The organism is Myxococcales bacterium, assembly GCA_016720545.1.
In the GTDB taxonomy this organism is placed as follows: domain Bacteria; phylum Myxococcota_A; class Polyangia; order Polyangiales; family Polyangiaceae; genus JAAFHV01.
Window position 1 is genome coordinate 301189 of sequence record JADKKK010000004.1, and the last position, 16882, is coordinate 318070.

At 70.5% G+C, this 16882-nt stretch carries 13 protein-coding genes and 1 pseudogene; 5 read left to right on the forward strand and 9 right to left on the reverse strand.

Translation table 11 applies throughout. The annotated features are described in order from the left end of the window. Positions 1-297 precede the first annotated feature (297 nt). Positions 298-2085, forward strand: a complete 1788-nt coding sequence (locus IPQ09_10990) for a GAF domain-containing protein (protein MBL0194728.1) — start codon at positions 298-300, stop codon at positions 2083-2085. Positions 2086-2398: 313 nt separating this feature from the next. On the opposite strand, the gene IPQ09_10995 is transcribed toward IPQ09_10990, so the two are convergent. Next, a complete protein-coding gene (locus IPQ09_10995) occupies positions 2399-4501 on the reverse strand; it encodes a sulfatase-like hydrolase/transferase (GenBank protein MBL0194729.1) in 2103 nt (700 codons plus the stop codon). A 108-nt stretch (positions 4502-4609) separates the two neighbouring features. Here IPQ09_10995 and IPQ09_11000 point away from each other — a divergent pair, with 108 nt between their 5' ends. The 3 genes from IPQ09_11000 (at position 4610) to IPQ09_11010 (ending at position 7963) form a co-directional block, all read left to right on the forward strand. Further along, positions 4610-5725 (forward strand): metalloregulator ArsR/SmtB family transcription factor, encoded by a 1116-nt coding sequence (locus IPQ09_11000; protein MBL0194730.1) that lies wholly within the window; start codon positions 4610-4612, stop codon positions 5723-5725. A 53-nt stretch (positions 5726-5778) separates the two neighbouring features. Next, positions 5779-7098 carry an adenosylhomocysteinase gene (locus IPQ09_11005; GenBank protein ID MBL0194731.1) on the forward strand — a complete coding sequence of 440 codons (1320 nt, stop codon included), beginning with the start codon at positions 5779-5781 and terminating at the stop codon, positions 7096-7098. A gap of 187 nt (positions 7099-7285) precedes the next feature. Continuing rightward, positions 7286-7963: a dienelactone hydrolase family protein gene (locus tag IPQ09_11010; GenBank protein ID MBL0194732.1), complete on the forward strand. Its 678-nt coding sequence runs from the start codon at positions 7286-7288 to the stop codon at positions 7961-7963. An 11-nt stretch (positions 7964-7974) separates the two neighbouring features. Here the strand turns inward: IPQ09_11010 and IPQ09_11015 are convergent. The 8 genes and pseudogenes from IPQ09_11015 to IPQ09_11050 form a co-directional block, all read right to left on the reverse strand. Beyond that, a pseudogene (locus IPQ09_11015) lies at positions 7975-9401 on the reverse strand (phosphoglucosamine mutase). A 140-nt stretch (positions 9402-9541) separates the two neighbouring features. Then, positions 9542-10027 carry a YajQ family cyclic di-GMP-binding protein gene (locus IPQ09_11020; GenBank protein MBL0194733.1) on the reverse strand — a complete coding sequence of 162 codons (486 nt, stop codon included), beginning with the start codon at positions 10025-10027 and terminating at the stop codon, positions 9542-9544. 102 nt (positions 10028-10129) lie between these two features. Continuing rightward, positions 10130-11338 (reverse strand): bifunctional folylpolyglutamate synthase/dihydrofolate synthase, encoded by a 1209-nt coding sequence (locus tag IPQ09_11025; GenBank protein ID MBL0194734.1) that lies wholly within the window; start codon positions 11336-11338, stop codon positions 10130-10132. 68 nt (positions 11339-11406) lie between these two features. Continuing rightward, a complete protein-coding gene (accD, locus tag IPQ09_11030) occupies positions 11407-12303 on the reverse strand; it encodes an acetyl-CoA carboxylase, carboxyltransferase subunit beta (protein MBL0194735.1) in 897 nt (298 codons plus the stop codon). 68 nt (positions 12304-12371) lie between these two features. Then, on the reverse strand, positions 12372-12896 hold the full coding sequence (locus tag IPQ09_11035; protein MBL0194736.1) for a GNAT family N-acetyltransferase: 525 nt from the start codon (positions 12894-12896) through the stop codon (positions 12372-12374). A gap of 22 nt (positions 12897-12918) precedes the next feature. Continuing rightward, a complete protein-coding gene (locus IPQ09_11040; protein ID MBL0194737.1) occupies positions 12919-13821 on the reverse strand; it encodes a hypothetical protein in 903 nt (300 codons plus the stop codon). A 187-nt stretch (positions 13822-14008) separates the two neighbouring features. Beyond that, positions 14009-14674, reverse strand: coding sequence for a CoA transferase subunit B (locus tag IPQ09_11045; protein MBL0194738.1), 666 nt, complete (start codon positions 14672-14674; stop codon positions 14009-14011). Further along, positions 14671-15417 (reverse strand): CoA transferase subunit A, encoded by a 747-nt coding sequence (locus IPQ09_11050; protein ID MBL0194739.1) that lies wholly within the window; start codon positions 15415-15417, stop codon positions 14671-14673. The genes IPQ09_11045 and IPQ09_11050 overlap by 4 nt, the downstream gene beginning before the upstream one ends. A gap of 159 nt (positions 15418-15576) precedes the next feature. Between IPQ09_11050 and IPQ09_11055 the strand changes: the two genes are divergently transcribed. Then, positions 15577-16800 (forward strand): penicillin-insensitive murein endopeptidase, encoded by a 1224-nt coding sequence (locus IPQ09_11055; protein MBL0194740.1) that lies wholly within the window; start codon positions 15577-15579, stop codon positions 16798-16800. The last annotated feature ends 82 nt before the right edge of the window (positions 16801-16882 follow it).

Here is a 16882-nt window from a genome sequence, read left to right on the forward strand (position 1 = left end):
ATTCCCGCAGGGCGCCGCGCCTTCGAGCCGAGACCGGCGGCCCTCCCGAGCTCGAGATGAATCCTCGGATTCGAAACCTCGAATTCGTGCGTTCCTCGCATCCATTGCGAGCGCGCGAGGGAGCGTGTACGCTGCCTCAGCGGAAGGAGGGGAGCCGCCACGGAGCTGCCCGCCCACCGAGCAACGGAGGCGAGTCATGGCGAGTGGGCGTGGACACGTGAGCTCCACGATGGGGTCGTGGGCGCTCCGAGCGCAGAGTCGCGTTATGCCGCTTTCGACCCTCCGAGACTGGCGCGGATGAGCCACGCGCCCGCTTCCACGCGCCTCCCGAGCCGAGGCCTCGGCTACGAGCACCTCTGCGCCTTCGTGTTCCAGTCATTCAAGGGCCTCCTGCCGTATGACCGCGTCGCGCTCGGCCTCTTCGAAGATGGTGGCGAGACCCTCTGGCTCGCGGGCGCCTCCGGGGACGACACCGACCCGCCGTGGCTCCGGTCGCGCCGAGGCAGCATCGCCGGCGGCACCCTGCGGGCCGTGGTCGCCATGGGTCAGCCCCGGATCATCAACGACCTCGCCGACTACTGCCGCAGTCGCCCGAACGGGTCGGCGACTCCCGTGCTGGTCAAGCACGGATACGCCGCCTCGCTCACCGCGCCGCTCCGCCACCACGACCAGGACCTCGGGCTGCTCTTCTTCAACAGCCGAGCTCCCCACGTCTACCAGAGCGAGCACGCCGAGACCATCCGTCGAATCGCCCGCGCGGTCGCCGCGATCGTCGCGGAAATCGGGAGAAACGGGGACACCGACGAGACCTGGGCGAGCGTGCTTGGTTCGTCGCTGAGGTCGCTCGCGCTCGCGGCGCACCAGGTGCACGAGGAGGAGCTCCTCATCGCGCGAGTCGCCGATCTCGTGCACCGCGGTACCACGCTCGGCGAGGTGCTCGACGCGGTGTACTCGTCGTTCTCCGCCCTGCTCCCGTTCGACCGCATCGGGTTCGCTCACATCGATTTGCCCACCGGCGACGTGGCCGCGAAGTGGGCGCGCTCCAACGGTCACATTCGGCTCGGACACGGTTTCGCCCAGTCCATTCATGCCACGTCGCTCGGCGGGGTGCTGAAGAGCGCGGCGCCGCGGATCATGAACGACCTCGTGGCCTACGTCGCGCAGAACCCCGACTCGGTGGCGACGCGACTCGTCGTCGCCGAAGGGATGCGCTCCAGCCTGACCTACCTCGTGGGCGACGCGAAGCAGCCGATCGGCTTTCTGTTCTTCAATAGCCGCGCGGTGGGCGCTTACGAGCTCGACCACGTCAGTCGACTACGCAAGATCACCGGTCGTCTCACGCGAGCGTTCGAGCGCGCCATCCTGTTCGACCGCATTCGCCGGGCGCACGGTCGCACTCAGGAATTGCTCGACCTGCTCGTGCCGCCGCCCGTCGCCCGACGCCTGGAGGCCGGCGAGACCCAGGTCATCGAGGAGCTGCAGGCGACTGTGCTGCTGTTCGACCTCGTCGACTTCTCGACGTGGTCTGTGAAGCTGCCACCGCTCGAGCTGTTCCGGAAGATGTCCACCCTCTTCGCGTCTTTCGATGCACAAGCGAAGACGGAAGGGGTCTATCGCATCCGCACCATGGGGGACGGCTACTTCGCCGTAGCCGGCGTCCACCCGCGCCGCCCCGACCACGCGGACGCCGCGGCGCGCCTCGCGTTCGCGCTCATGCGAGCCGTGGAGGCGGAGTCGAGGCCGGATGGGCGCGCAATGACCGCGAGGATTGGCCTGCACAGCGGCCCCGTCGTCGCGGGCGTGCGGGGGGGGGACGATCTCCAATACGAGGTGTGGGGGCCGACGGTGACGATCGCCGCGCGAATGGAAACGTCCTCCGAGCCCGGACGGATCCAGATCTCCGAGGCCACCGCCGCGCTCCTCGGCGGCCGGCTGCCCGTCGAGCTCCGTGGCTCGCTAGAGCTCAAGGGCATAGGCACCTACCAGACCTACTGGCTGGAGGAGCCAGTCGCGACCGCGCCCGCCCCCTCCGTGAACGAGTCCGTGGGGAGTGACGGGCCGCCAGGTGACGGCGATCGAGTGTAGGCCTTGACCGCCCATTGGTTCTGGGGCTGACCGCGGCCCATGAATCGCCCGACCGGTGTCTCCTCGCTCGCTGCGCTCGTCCTCACCGTCACCACGGCCCTCGTCGGCTGCACGGCCGACACCGAGGCGCCGACGAGAGGTCGGACGCCGGCGCGGCCGAGTCGCTCGAGTCGGCGCTGGTCGGCTCCATGAAGGACCTCGGCGAGGTCCCGGGCGCGGGCGAGGCTCGCACCACCCGCTACAGCGCGCCTCCGCGGTACGCCGCCTACACGTTCTACGCGAACGGGGCTGACGAACGTCATGGGCTCTCCGGCTAGAACGGGCGGCCCTTGCCGTTCGCCTCGGCCAGCGGCACGAGGTCGCGGCAGGCCTCGACGCCCAGGTCACGGCTCTCGCTCGGATCGGTGGCGACGTCGAAGCACAGCCACGCGTGGTCGGCCTGGTTCGCGATGAGCTTGCGCGTGCCCTTCATGGCGCCCCAGTTCTTGAACGCGCAGGCCCACAGCTCGGTGCAGTTGGTGAGCACCGTGGGCGTGTTCGTCGGCGTGCCGCCTCGGAGGAGGCTCGCGCCGGGCATGCGCGCGCGGAAGGGCGAGAGGCCCTTCGCGTCCCATAGACCCATGAGGTCGAGCAACGTGGGAAGGATGTCGATCGACAGGAGGGGCGCGGTGCGCAGACGGACGAGGTTCGCGCGTTCCGCGGGAGTGAGTGTTCCCTCTGGCGCATCGATCCAGAAGGGGATGCGGATCTCCGGATCGTAGAGCGTGCCGGTGTGTCCGACGGCGCCCTTTTCGCGCATCTGCTCGCCGTGGTCGGACACGTAGATGATGACGGTGTGCGCCGCCTCGGGGCGCTTCTTGAAGGCCTTGAGGAAGCGCCCTACGGCCATGTCTTGGAGGTAGATCGAGTCCTGGTACCGGTTCAGGATCTCCTTCTCGTAGCCGGGCCCCGTGGCCTCCTCCTGCGGCAGGAACGGCGAGTAGCGAGGATCGACCTTGTACGGGAAGTGGGTGTTCGAGAGGTGCACGACGTCGACGCGCGGCTCCGGCAGGCCGTCGAGGTGAGTCGCCACGTAGTCGGCCAGGATGCCGTCGTCGGCGCCGGTCTCGTAGGTGGCGTTCGGGTCGATCTCCGTCGCGCTCACGCGGCGCGCGATGGGCACGCCCTCGAGCCACGTGCCCGAGTTGCCGAAGAGCAGGTTCTGCGAGGTGAAGTACGTGCCCGCGAGCTTCGCCGCGCTGAGGTACTCCCAGAGGAGCGGCGCGGCGTGGAGATCGGCGCGCGACTCCGCGGGGGAGAGGCCCGTCCACATGATGCCGAGCGAGATGGCCGTGGTGGAGTCGAGCGCGCGCATCTGCAGGAACGGCAGGCGCTCGGGCACCGCCTCGTTCGAGAACGGCGTGAACTTGCAGTCTGTCGTGTATTCTACACACGTACTGTGCGAGCGCACGGACTCGGTGACGATGAACAGCACGTTGCGTCGCGCGCTCGGGGTGGCGACGAGGGGCGGCACGGGCAGGGGAGTGCGCGGCCCGGGGTGCACGCGGTCGACCGTCTCGTTGTGGTCCCAGCGGGCGCGCGCGAGCTGGCCCATCGCGGACACGTAGAGCGTGTCGGGCGTGGCACCCTGCTCGCCCCCGCGCTCCGGGTCGACGAAGAGGACGAGGAGCAGCGCCACGCAGGCGAAGTCGAGCGACGCGCGGCCGTTCCCCTTGGAGGTGGGCGCGAGCCTTCGCGCCAGCAGGGGCAGGGCCAGCGCGAGGAGCACCGGCGGCAGCAGCGCCTTCGCGAACGTGACCCGGTCGAACCACAGCTGCTGCCCGATGCTGGGCATCATCTGGGTGCCCACCAGCACGGCCCGGTGGTTCATGTAGGCCATGTAGCGGTCGAACGTGTAGAGCTGCGCGCCGAACGCGAGCACGCCGGCGGCGAACACGAGCACGCGTGCGGGGTAGCGCGAGAACCCTCGGTGGCGCGCCGCGGCCGCGAGCAGGCCGCCCCAGATCCAAAAGCTCGCGAGCACGCTGAGCAGGTAGAACACCTTCTCGCGCGAGTCGAAGTGGGTGATCCGCTCGTGTCTCCGCGCGAGGTCGGTCGCTACGATGAGGACCGTTGGAACGACGAGCAACGCCCGCGCCGTCCACCGGCGGACGACGACGCTGCGCTTCAGCGTGAGCCAACGGCCGCGCGCGCGGGCGTGCCGCGTGGCGGCGTCCGCGGGAGGGTCTCCCGGGGCGTCCGCCGTGTCTGCCGGCGGTTCTGCGGTGTCCGCCGCGTCTGCCGGCGGGGCTGCGGGGGCGTCCGCGTGCGCGCCTGCCGCGTGCGCGACGGCCGTGCCCTGGAGGGCAGCCTCCGGGGCCAGGCGATCATCGGCCCCCGCGACGGGGCCCGTCTCGGCGCTCGCGGGGCGGGACATTGGCGGCGCTTATAGCGTTTTGTGGGCAACTCTCAAGGCGCACGGGCCCGGAGAAAGTGCCTACGGCTCAACTTGCATTCATGTGCATTGTGGAATATAGTCTCCTCCATGGCAGCCGAGCTCACCCCCGCGACCCTCGGGGGCTCCCAACGGTGGGAGCTCTATCGGGTGCTGTCGGAGCCCGCCCGGCTGCGCCTGCTCGCGCTCGCGGCCGAGGAAGAGCTCGGGATCGGCGAGCTCGCGGAGCTACTGGGGGAGAGCCAGCCGAACGTCTCCCGGCACGCCGCCACGCTGAAGGGGCTCGGCCTGCTCGCGGTGCGTCGCGAGGGGACCCGCGCGTTCGTGCGCGTCTCGGGGACAGCCCTGGCCGACGCGGTGGTCGGCGACGCGCTGGAGAGCGGGCGCGCCCTCGTGCGGGCCGACGGGAGCCTGGCGAGGGTGGCCGGGGTCGTGCGGGAGCGCGAGGCGTCGGCCCGCGAGTTCTTCTCCCGCCCGCGGGAGCGCGAACGCGTGGACGCGGTCGACGAGACGGTGCTCGCGTACGTGGCCACCCTCTCTACGCTGCTCCCCGCGCGCGCTCTCGCGGTGGACGCCGGCACCGGCGACGGCGGGCTCCTCGACGTGCTCGCGCCGTCGTTCGAACGGGTGGTGGCGATCGATCGCTCGCCCGCGCAGCTCGAGGCAGCGCGCGCCCGCGTGGCCCAGCGCGGCTTCCGAAACGTCGAGCTGCTCGCCGGCGAGCTCGGCGATGCGGCCGTGAGCGAGCGCCTCGCGGGCCGGGCCGACGTGGTCTTCGCCGCCCGTATCCTGCACCACGCGCCGCGCCCCGGCGACCTCGTGCGGCGGCTCGCGGAGCTGTGCCGCCCCGCGGGCGACGCTCCCGGCGGAGCGCTCCTCGTCCTCGACTACGCCTCGCACGACGACGAGTCGATGCGCGACGAGGCCGACGTGTGGCTCGGCTTCGAGGCGCACGAGCTGCTCTCGTTCGCGCGTTCGGCCGGCCTCGAGGACGCGCGGGTCTCGCCGGTGCCCGCCGCGCTGCGTGGCCACGGGAAGGACGCGCACCTCGCCTGGCAGATCCTCGTCGCGCGCCGCGGCCCGGCGACGGCGACCGAGCGCGGCCCGCGCCGAAGCTCCCCCGAGGAGCGGGGCCCAGCCCCCGCCCCCGCGCTCACCGACACGAAGAAGAAGAAGGGCGCGCGCGCCGCGGCGCCCAAGCACTGACGCGAGAACCGTACGGACCGCAGAGAAGAGCGGCCGCCAGAGGAGAAACGAACATGAGCAACGAGAAGAATTTCAAGGTCAAGGACATCTCACTCGCCGAGTGGGGCCGCAAAGAGATCGAGATCGCCGAGAGCGAGATGCCGGGCCTCATGGCCATCCGCAAGGAGTACGGCCCCTCGCAGCCGCTGAAGGGCGCGCGCGTCGCTGGCTGCCTCCACATGACCACCCAGACGGCGGTGCTCATCGAGACCCTCACCGCGCTCGGCGCGGAGGTCACCTGGACCTCGTGCAACATCTTCTCGACGGTCGATCAGGCCGCCGCCGCGATCGCCGCGACCGGCGTGCCCGTGTTCGCCTGGAAGGGCATGACCGAGAAGGAGTACGAGGAGTGCCTCGAGGCGCAGATCTACGCCTTCAAGGGCGGCAAGGGTCCGAACCTCATCCTCGACGACGGCGGCGACCTCACCGTGTGGATCCACCAGCGCCACGCGGGGCTCTTCTCGGGGAGCGATCCCATCCGTGGCCTCTCCGAGGAGACCACCACGGGCGTGCACCGGCTCTACGAGATGAGCAAGGCCGGGACGCTCAAGGTGCCCGCCATCAACGTGAACGACTCGGTCACCAAGTCGAAGTTCGACAACCTGTACGGTTGCCGAGAGTCGCTCGGGGACGGCCTGAAGCGCGCGACCGGCGTCATGTTCGCCGGCAAGACCGCCTGCGTCGCGGGCTACGGCGACGTCGGCAAGGGCTCGGCCCAGGCGCTCCGCGCGCTCGGCGCTCGCGTCATGGTCACCGAGGTCGACCCCATCTGCGCGCTTCAGGCGGCGATGGAAGGTTACCAGGTCGTCACGATGGAAGACGCGGCGCCTCAGGCCGACATCTTCGTGACCGCGACGGGCTGCAACGGCGTCATCCGCGCCGAGCACCTCCGCGCCATGAAGGACCAGGCGATCGTGTGCAACATCGGCCACTTCGACACCGAGATCGAGGTCGCCTGGCTCGAGAACAACCCCGAGATCAAGGAGGTCAACATCAAGCCGCAGGTGGACCAGTTCGTGTTCCCCGACGGCAAGCGCATCACGCTGCTCGCGCGTGGACGCCTCGTGAACCTCGGCTGCGCGACGGGGCACCCCTCGTTCGTCATGTCGTCCTCGTTCTCCAACCAGACCCTCGCGCAGATCGAGCTCTGGCAGAACGGCGCGCAGTACAAGACCGGCCAGGTCTACACCCTCCCGAAGAAGCTCGACGAGAAGGTCGCCGCGCTCCACCTCGGCAAGCTCGGCGTCCGCCTGACCAAGCTCAGCGCGGAGCAGAGCAGTTACCTCGGCGTGAGCGTCGAGGGCCCCTTCAAGCCCGAGAACTACCGCTACTGAGCGCGTCGCTCGGACATCGCGTCCGAGGCTGAGACGTGTTCTTCATGGGCACGTCCGGGTCGCAAGGAGTCGAAGGCCGTCGCGCGGGGGACCGCGCGGCGGCCTCTCCGCGTGGGGCGACGACCTCGTCGCGCTCGCGCGGCAGCCCGCTCTTCCATTGCCTCTCCGCGGCGTCGATAATCCGCGGATGACGAACGCAATCTCTTTCACGAGCCCCAAGGGCCGCGCGACCTCGGGCCACCTCGCGATCCCCGAGGGCACCGCCGCCGTGGGCGCCGTGGTGCTCATCCACGAGTGGTGGGGGCTGAACGACCACGGGCGCGATCTGACGGCCCGCCTCGCCAAGGCTGGCTTCTTGGGGCTCGCGGTCGATCTCTACGACGGACGCGCGACGTCGGACCCCGCAGAGGCGGCCAAGCTCATGACGGCGCTCGACACCTACGACGCGGTCGATCGGGTGGCGGGCGCGGTCGCGTGGTTACGCACGCACCCCCGCTCCAATGGGAAGGTCGGGGTCACCGGCTTCTGCATGGGCGGCGCCATGTCGTTCGCGGCCGCGTGCCACGTGCCCGGCCTCGCGGCCGTCGTGCCGTTCTACGGCGTCCCGGCCCGCGACAAGGTCGACTACACGAAGGTGACCGCGCCCATCCAGGCGCACTTCGCGAAGACCGACGAGTGGGCCAGCGTGGCGAAGGCGGCCGCGATCCGCGACGAGCTGCGTGAGCGCGGGCGAGACATCGACCTCTGTGAATACGACGCGGGGCACGCGTTCGTGAACGACACGCGCCCGGAGGCTTATCACGCGCCGAGCGCGACCCTCGCGTGGGAGCGCATGGTCGCGTTCTTCTACCAGCACCTCGGGTGAGGACGGCGCTCTTAGCCCACGTCGCGGTGGGCTTCGGCGGCGAGGTCCTTGGCCCACGCGCGAAGCTTCGACTCGTTGGGCCCCTCGAGCATGATGCGGAGCTTCGGCTCGGTGCCGCTCCAGCGCACGAGGACCCGCCCGTCGGCGCCGAGCGCGTCCTTCACCTTGGCCGTGGCGCGCGCGAGGTTCGACATGTCCTCGAGCCGCATGCGTGAAGAAAGTGTCACGTTTTCGAGTACTTGAGGGACTCGGTCCATCGCCTCTTTCGCGAGCTCGGAGAGCGGCTTCCCCGTGCGGACGGCGATCGCGAGCACCTGCAGCGCGGCGACGACGCCGTCGCCCGTCGAGGCGTGGTCGAGGAAGATGAGGTGGCCCGACTGCTCGCCACCGACGTTGTAGCCGCCGCTGCGCATCGCCTCGACGACGTAGCGATCGCCCACGTTGGTGCGCACGAGCCGCCCGCCGCGCCGAGCCATCGCGCGCTCGAGCCCGAGGTTCGACATCACCGTCGCCACGAGGGTGTTCTTCTTCAGAGATCCCTCGTCCAGCATCTTGTGCGCGCACATGGCCATGACCACGTCGCCGTCGACGATCTGCCCCTCTCGTCGACCACGATGAGACGATCGGCGTCCCCGTCGAGGCCGATGCCGATGTGGGCGCCGCGCTTGACCACCTCGGAGCGGAGCTTATCGGGGTGGAGCGCGCCGGCGTTTAGGTTGATGTTGACGCCGTTCGGCTTCACGCCGATGGCCGTGACGTTCGCGCCGAGCTCGGAGAACACCAGGGGTGCCACGCGGTAGGCGGCGCCGTGCGCCGCGTCGACCACCACCCGGACACCGTCGAGCGAAAGATCGTTGGGGAAGGTGGCCTTCGCGAAGACCACATATCGCCCACGCGAGTCCTCGAGCTTCTCGGCGCGCCCGATGCCGGGGCCGGTCGGGCGTCGCCCGAGCAAGGAGTCGTCGTCGATGAGGCGCTCGAGCTCGAGCTCGACCTCGTCGGGGAGCTTGAAGCCGTCGTCGCCGAAGATCTTGATGCCGTTGTCGGCGTAGGGGTTGTGGCTCGCGCTGATGACGATGCCCGCGTCTGCGCGCATGCTGCGCGTGAGCTGCGCGATGCAGGGCGTCGGCACGGGGCCGCAGAGGATCACGCGTCCTCCCATGCTGCAGATGCCGGCGGAGATGGCCTGCTCAATCATGTACCCGGAGAGGCGGGTGTCCTTGCCGATGAGGATGCGCGGCGCGTGCGGCTTACCACGGCCGGCCACGAACGTGATCGCGCGTCCGAGCTGGAGCGCGAGCTCCGGGGTGATGAGGCCCTCGTTCGCGAGCCCGCGGATACCGTCGGTGCCGAAGTAGCGACGCTCGCCCGGCTTCTCCGCCTTCTTGCGGGGCCGCGAGGAGGGCGAGGCTTCTTTCGATGTGTTCGTTCGTGCCATGTCACACCTCCAAGCGCCGCGACACCGCGCGGACTTCATGCGGCCCGCCGGTGCGGGCAAAGTGCGAGCGGCGTCCAGCTTGGACGCCAGTCGCGGTTCGGTCGCGCGCAAGGTCTCGAGCGCGCGCCAGTCGTGGCCAGTCAGTCGCGGAAGTTCGTGAACTGGAGCTCGAGCCCCACGTCGGTCTCGCGGAGCAGGGCCATCGCCTTCTGGAGGTCGTCCTTGTTCTTCCCGGTGACGCGGAGCTGCGCGTCGAGGATGGCTGTCTGGACCTTGAGCTTGCTCTCCTTGACGGCCGCTACGAGCTTCTTCGCGGGTTCGGTCTCGATGCCCTCCTTCACCTTCACGAGGATGCGCGCGCCGCCCTTGCCCGTGGACTCGGGCTTGCCGACATCGAAGTACTTCAGGCTCACCTTGCGCTTGATGAGCTTCTCCTCGAGGACGACGACGGCCGCCTTCACGCGGTCTTCGCTCGAGGACTTCACCAGGAGCCCCTCGTTGGTCTTCTCCACCGTGGCGTCCGTGCCTTTGAAGTCGAAGCGCTGAGACAGCTCCTTCTGGGCCTGGTTCAGGGCGTTGTCGACCTCGTGCCAGGCGACCTTCGAGACCACATCGAAACTCGGCATCGTCTTCTCCTCCGACCGCGCCGAGCTTACGCGCTCAGGGGCCGGCCTCGCAGCGTGAAAATGCCCGTCGTGGCCGAACGATGGAGACCCCGTGCGGAGACGCTACATCCCGACCGGCGGATCCATCGCCTCGCCCAGGAGGAGCGCGCGGGCCTCGCCCACGAGGGACACCGAGCCACACACGAGCACGACGCCGCGGAGCCCCACGGCCGCGCGCGCCGCGCAAAGCGCGTCCGCCGGTGTGCCCATCGCTTGCCCACCGGCCAGCGCCGCGAGCGCGGCGGGGGGCGCGGCGGCGCGGCTCCGAGGCTCCGCGTAGAAGCGCCGCGGCGTGAGCGGCGCGAGGATCGCGAGTGTGGCGGCGAAGTCCTTGTCGGCGAGGGCGCCGAAGACCAACGCCAGGGGCCGCTCGCGGAGCGTGGCTCCAGGGGGCCACCCTCGAGGCGCGACCGAAGGCTCACTCCCGTTGCCCGCGAGGTCTCGCGCGATGGACGCTGTCAGCGCCTGCGCGCCGTCGGGGTTGTGCGCGGCGTCGAAGAGCCAGGGCCCGTCGGGGGTCTCGAGCCACTCGAAGCGGCCCGGCCAGCGCGCGCGGTCGAAGCCGAGCTGCACCGAGCCCGCGTCGAGCCCGAGCGCGCGACACACGCGCCGCGCGAGCCGCTCGTTGCGCGCCGGGTAGGTCTCGTCGGGCGCATCGCGCGCGCCCGCCGGCTCATCGTCGGCCGGCTCGTCCTCCGTCCAGACGGGGAGGGCGCCGCGCGCGAGCGCGACCTCCGCGATGGCGGCGCGGACCTCGGGCGGGACGGGGCCGACGACGAGCGGTACGCCGGCCTTCGCGATGCCCGCCTTCTCGCGGGCGATGGAGGGGAGATCGGCGCCGAGGCGGTCCGTGTGATCGAGCGCGATGCGGGTGATCGCGGTGAGCCGCAGGCTCGGCGGGCCCACGACGTTGGTCGCGTCGTGCCGGCCACCGAGGCCCACCTCGAGCACCGCGAGCTCGACGCCCGCCCGCCGGAAGGCGAGGAACGAGGCCAGCGTCGCGACCTCGAAGAACGTGAGATCCGGGCCGAAGCGCAGCGCCGCCGTCAACGCCTCCGCGAGGGCGTCGTCATCGATGACCTCGCCCGAGATCCTCACGCGCTCGGCGAACCGTGCGAGGTGGGGCGAGGTGTAGAGCCCCGTGCGCAGGCCGCTCGCGCGGGCGGCCGCCTCGGTCAGCGCCGAGACCGAGCCCTTGCCGTTGGTGCCTGCAATATGCACGGAAGCGAACGCGCGCTCGGGGTTGCCGGCGCGCGCGCACGCCGCGGCCATGGCGTCGGTGCCCAGCCGCACGCCGAAGGGGACGCGCGTGTAGAGTTCGCGGAGGGCGGCAGAGAGCACTAGCGCGCGCGGCCGTCCAGGCGTCGCCGGCTCTTCGCGGGCGCGGGCGCGAGCCGCGGGGGGCCGAGGTGCTCCAGGATCGAGGAGATCTCCGCGCGCATGTCGAGGCGCGAGGTGATGCGGTCGACCATCCCGTGAGCGAGCAGGAACTCCGCGGTCTGGAAGCCCTCGGGGAGCTTCTGGCGGATCGTGTTCTCGATCACGCGCGGCCCGGCGAACCCGATGAGCGCGCCCGGCTCGGCGATGTTCACGTCGCCGAGGAACGCGAAGCTCGCGGCGACGCCGCCGGTGGTGGGGTGGAGGAGCACGGACACGAACGGGAGGTTCTTGTCGCGCAGCCGCTCGCGCGCGGCGACGGTCTTCGCCATCTGCATGAGGCTGAGGATGCCCTCCTGCATGCGCGCGCCGCCGGAAGCCTGGAGCAGCACGACCGGGAGCCCTTCGTCAGTCGCTCGCTCGAACAGGCGCGCGATCTTCTCGCCCACGACCGAGCCCATGCTCCCGCCCATGAACGCGAACACGAACGCGCCGTACGCGATCGGGCGGCCGCGCAGGTAGCCGTGCCCGGTCTCGATGGCCTCGCGCGCGTGGGTGGACTTCTGCGTGGACGCCACCCGCTCGGGGTACGCCCTGCCGTCGGAGAAGCTCAGGGGGTCGCCTGGCGCGAGGGCGTGATCCCACCCCTCGAGCTTGCCGCCGTCGAGGAGGAGGTCGCGGAAGCCCCGCACGCTGAGCTTGTGGTGCTTCTGGCAGAGGGGGCAGACCTCGGAGTTTTCGGTGAAGCGCTCGACGGCGAGGGTCTCGCCGCAGCCGTCGCACTTGCGAAAGACACCCTTGCCGAAGCTATGCTTCTCGCTCGCGTCGAGGCCTGCGGTGGGCTTCTTTGGCCAGGTCATCGAGCTCCCCACTAGCACGCGAGGCGAGGGGCTTGCACGCGTTGCACGCGCCAGGCGACCGACTCGCGTTACCGCCGCGTCAACGCCGCGTCACCGCTAAGTGCGAGCGCCGCGAGGGCCTTCAGCGCCGCCCCCTCGACGCGGACGGGCAGCCACTCGCGCTGCACGACCGCGCCCCGCCGCTCGTAGAACTCGATGGCCCCCACGTTCCAGTCGAGCACGTGCCAGTCGAAGCGGGCGCACCCGGTGTCCAGCGCCTCGCGAGCGAGCGCCGCCATGAGCGCGGTCGCGACCCCCGCCTTGCGGTAGCGCGCGCGCACGAGGATGTCCTCGAGGTGCAGCGTGGGTCTGCCGGTCCACGTGGAGTACTTGCGGAAGTAGAACGCGAACCCGGCGATGCACCCCTCGAGCTCGACGATCAGGACGTGGAAGAGCGGGTGCTCACCGAAGCCGTCGCGGAGGTAGTCGTCGCGGGTAGCGGTGACCGCCTCGGGAGCGCGCTCGAACTCGGCGAGCTCGTGGACGAGCGCGAGGATCTCGTCCACGTCGGCCGGGGTCGCCCGGCGCAGCGTGAGAGTGGGAGGCGGCGCCACCGTGGGCGGGGGAGCCACGACGCTACTTGGTCGCGGGCGGGAAGTTGCGGCAGGCCGCGTCGAACGTGGCGAGCGCCTGCGAGAGGCCCTTCGTGAGGTCGCCCTCGCAGATCGACGAGAAGGTGCCGTTCTTGCCAGCCTTCGCGATGAAGTCCTTCAGGCGGACCGCCTCGGCGGCGCTGCCGAAGCCAGCGGAATTGCACTGCTTTTCCCCGGCGATGACGGCCGCCGCCCAGCGCGCGCGCTGGTCCTTCAAGATGTCGAGGTACCCGAGGTAGCTGTCGACCGTGCCGCGGGTGCTGTTCTCGACTCCGCCCTCGTCCTCGTCGGTGATGATGACGAAGGCGTAGAGCGCGTCCTTCCGGATGAAGCCCGCGTTCGTGGGGTGGTTCGCGCTTAGCTTGATGGCCTCGAGGCCGCGCTCGAGCGAGCTTCCATTCGTCCCGAGCGAGGCGCGCGTGGTGAAGACGCTCGCGAGGCCAGGATCGCTCCGCTCGAGCCACGCGCGGCCGACGCCGCCGCCGGCGGCGAACGCGCCCTTCAGGCCGCTGTCGGTGTCCGTGCTGGTGACCGCGAGGCGGTAGTCGAGCGAAGCGCCGCTCTTGGTCTTGTAGGCGTTGAGGACGTCGACGAACTTGGGGAAGTTGGTCTTCAGGTTCGCCTGCTCCTGAGCCATCGAGCCGGAGTTGTCGACCACGAAGACGATGTCCATTTGCCGGCACTCGTTCGCCTCGGCGGACGCGTCCGCCGTCGCGGCGTCCCCGAAGCCGAAGCCGCCGCCGCCGCCGCCGCCGCCGCCGCCGCCGCCTCCTGCACCCCCGTCGTCCTCGCCGAACTCGGTGCGGCTGTCCGAGCTGCTGCACGCGGCCGAGCCGATACCGAGGATTGCGCCGACGGTGAGAAGAAGAGCAAGCGTCTTTCGCATTCCGTAGGGGTAGCACTCGGAGCGCGAGTTGCTGCCAAAAAATGCGGGTGCTTCGGCGCGATCCTGAGGCATTTTCGATCCGGTCTTTCTGCGATCCACGGGAACGCTCTGCGCGCTCCGGGCCGAGTCTTACGCTCCGGTCTGCGAGTCCTTCCCTTCGGGGAACTCGCCGTCCGGCGCGGGACCCTCAGGCGACGGTCATCGTGGCCAGATCGGAGGGCACGAGCAGCGTCGGTTCGGTGCGGGACTGGACCTCCTTCGCCGACACCCCCGGGGCGACCTCGCGGAGCACGAGCCCCTCCGGCGTGACGTCGATCGTGGCGAGCTCGGTGATGATGCGGTTCACGACGCGCCGGCCGGTGAGGGGGAGGTCGCATTCCCGCAGGATCTTGGGCGAGCCGTCCTTCGCTGCGTGCTCCATGATGACGACGACGCGACGCGCCGCCGCGACGAGATCCATCGCGCCGCCCATGCCCTTCACCATCTTGCCGGGGATCATCCAGTTGGCGAGATCGCCCTTCTCGGAGACCTGCATCGCGCCGAGGATGGCGAGGTCGATGTGCCCCCCTCGGATCATCTCGAAGCTCTCGGCGCTCGAGAAGATGGCCGAGCCCTTCTGCATGGTGACGGTCTCCTTGCCGGCGTTGATGAGATCGGCGTCGACCTCCGCCTCGCGCGGGTAGGGCCCGATCCCGAGGAGACCGTTCTCGCTCTGGAGGATCACCTCGACGCCGGCGGGGATGTAGTTGGCTACGAGCGTGGGCATCCCGATGCCCAGGTTCACGTAGTACCCGTCGCGCAGCTCCTGCGCAGCCCGCTGCGCCACCTGGACGCGTGAGAGTCCTGAAGTCATGCCGTCACCGTCCTTCGCTCGATCCGCTTCTCGTAGCCTTCCCCTTGGTAGATCCGCTGGACGTAGATTCCAGGGGTGTGCACGTGGTTGGGGTCGAGGTCGCCCACCTCGACGATCTGCTCGACCTCGGCGATGGTGATGCGCGCCGCCATCGCCATCATCGGGTTGAAGTTCATCGCCGTGTGCCTGAACACCAGGTTGCCGTAGCGGTCGCCCTTCCACGCCTTCACGATGGCGACGTCGCCGCGGATCGCGGGCTCGAGCACGTGCAGCTTCCCGTCGAGCTCGCGGGTCTCCTTCTTCGGGCTGTACTTGATGACCTTGCCGGCGCCGTCGTACTTGAGCGGGAGGCCGCCGTCGCTGACGGCGGTGCCGGCGCCGGTGGGCGTGAAGAACGCTGGGATCCCCGCGCCGCCCGCGCGAATGCGCTCGGCGAGCGTGCCCTGCGGCACGAGCTCGACCTCCAGCTCGCCCGACAGGTACTGGCGCTCGAACTCCTTGTTCTCGCCGACGTAGCTCGAGACCATCTTCACGATTTGCTTGTTGCGGAGGAGGATCCCGAGCCCGAAGTCGTCCACTCCGCAGTTGTTCGACACGACGGTCAGGCCCGTGGGGCCGAGCTCGCGGAGCGCGCGGATCGAGCTCTCGGGGATTCCGCAGAGGCCGAAGCCGCCTGCGAGCAAGGTGGCCCCGCTCTGCACGATCTTGCAGGCCTCGAGGGCCGAGTTCATCACCTTGTCCAACGCTGACTCCTTCGTGTTGCGGCGAGGGTCGACTCCTCGACTCGACGCGGGAGGGTATTTCCATCCACGCCGTGCGTCCACCCCGATCCGCACGCGGCCGCGCGCGTGGACGCAGCGATCTTGGCCCACCGGGCCGGCCCGTGATGCGGTGGTGGCGCCTTGAACACTCCCGCCGCTCCCGCCCCCACCGCCCCGATCAACCCCGCGATCGCGAGGGCCACCCCTGCCGCCGAGTTGGCCACGATCCCGCGGCCCCCGCGGCTCCGCCGCGGCCTCGCGCTCGGCGCGGCGGTTGGGGCGCTCGTGATTCCGCTGCTCCTCGCGGCGCCCGCCGCGGGGAAAGGGCCGAGCCCGCATGTGCCTGCGACGAAGGCGAGCCCGGCGGCGCCTGCGCATGGCAAGGGCGCAGCGAGAGTCGGGAAGGTCGCGAAGGTGCGAGAGCCCGAAGGCCGAAGCGTGGGGTCGCCGACGCAGGGGCACCTCGTGGGCGGCGTCCGCCTCAACGAGAGCGTCGCGCTGCGCATCTCGCCCGCGTACGCCGGAAACGACGTGCGCTACGGCACCCGCGCCCTGGTGCACCTGGTCGATCGCGCGTCGAAGCGCGTGAAGCAGCGGTTCCCGGACGCCGTGCTCACGGTCGGTCACCTGTCGAAGCACGGCGGGGGCGAGATCGACCACCACGCGTCGCACGAGAGCGGGCGGGACGCCGACCTCGCGTTTTACGTGAAGTCGACGGCAGGCAAGCCCCTCTACGCGCCGGCGTTCGTCGCCTTCGCGGGGGACGGGAAGGCGCGGGCGTGGCCGGGCGCGCACTTCGACGACGCGCGCAACTGGGCCCTCGTGGAGGCGCTCGTCCACGACCCGGAGGCCCGCGTGACCCACATCTTCGTGGCCCAGCCGCTGCACGATCGCCTGATGGCCTATTCGCAGAGCGCCGGCGTTTCCCACGCGACGCGGATCCGGGTCGCCGAGGTGCTCGCGCAGCCGCACGGCGCCCTGCCGCACGACGACCACTTCCATGTGCGCATCGCGTGTCCCCACGGGAATCGGGAGTGCATCGAGAACCCCGAGCACCCCACGGCGGCGCGGAACAAGCACCCCGGCCGGAGGGCCGACAGCTCGCACGCGAAGCCCGCCCGAGGGCGCGCCCCCGCTCGGCAGGGTCACGTCGCCAAGGCTCCGCCGCCGCGCGAGCCCGCCGCGGCGGCCCGCAAGCCACCGGCGCCGTCCACGCGGGCTGACGAAGACGCGCGGGACTCCGAGCCGCAGCCGGCGCCCACCGCGGGCTCCGAGGCGTCGGTCCCCAAGCTCGGGCCGGTCGTGCCGGGGCTCGACTCCGTGGTGATCCCCGCGCCGATCGACGACGTGGACGGAAAGCCCTAGGACGCCGTAAATATCCGATTGTGTTGGGTTGTTAGTGGCGTCACCCGCGGGTGATACCGGCGAGCACCGGTTCCTCTTCGGC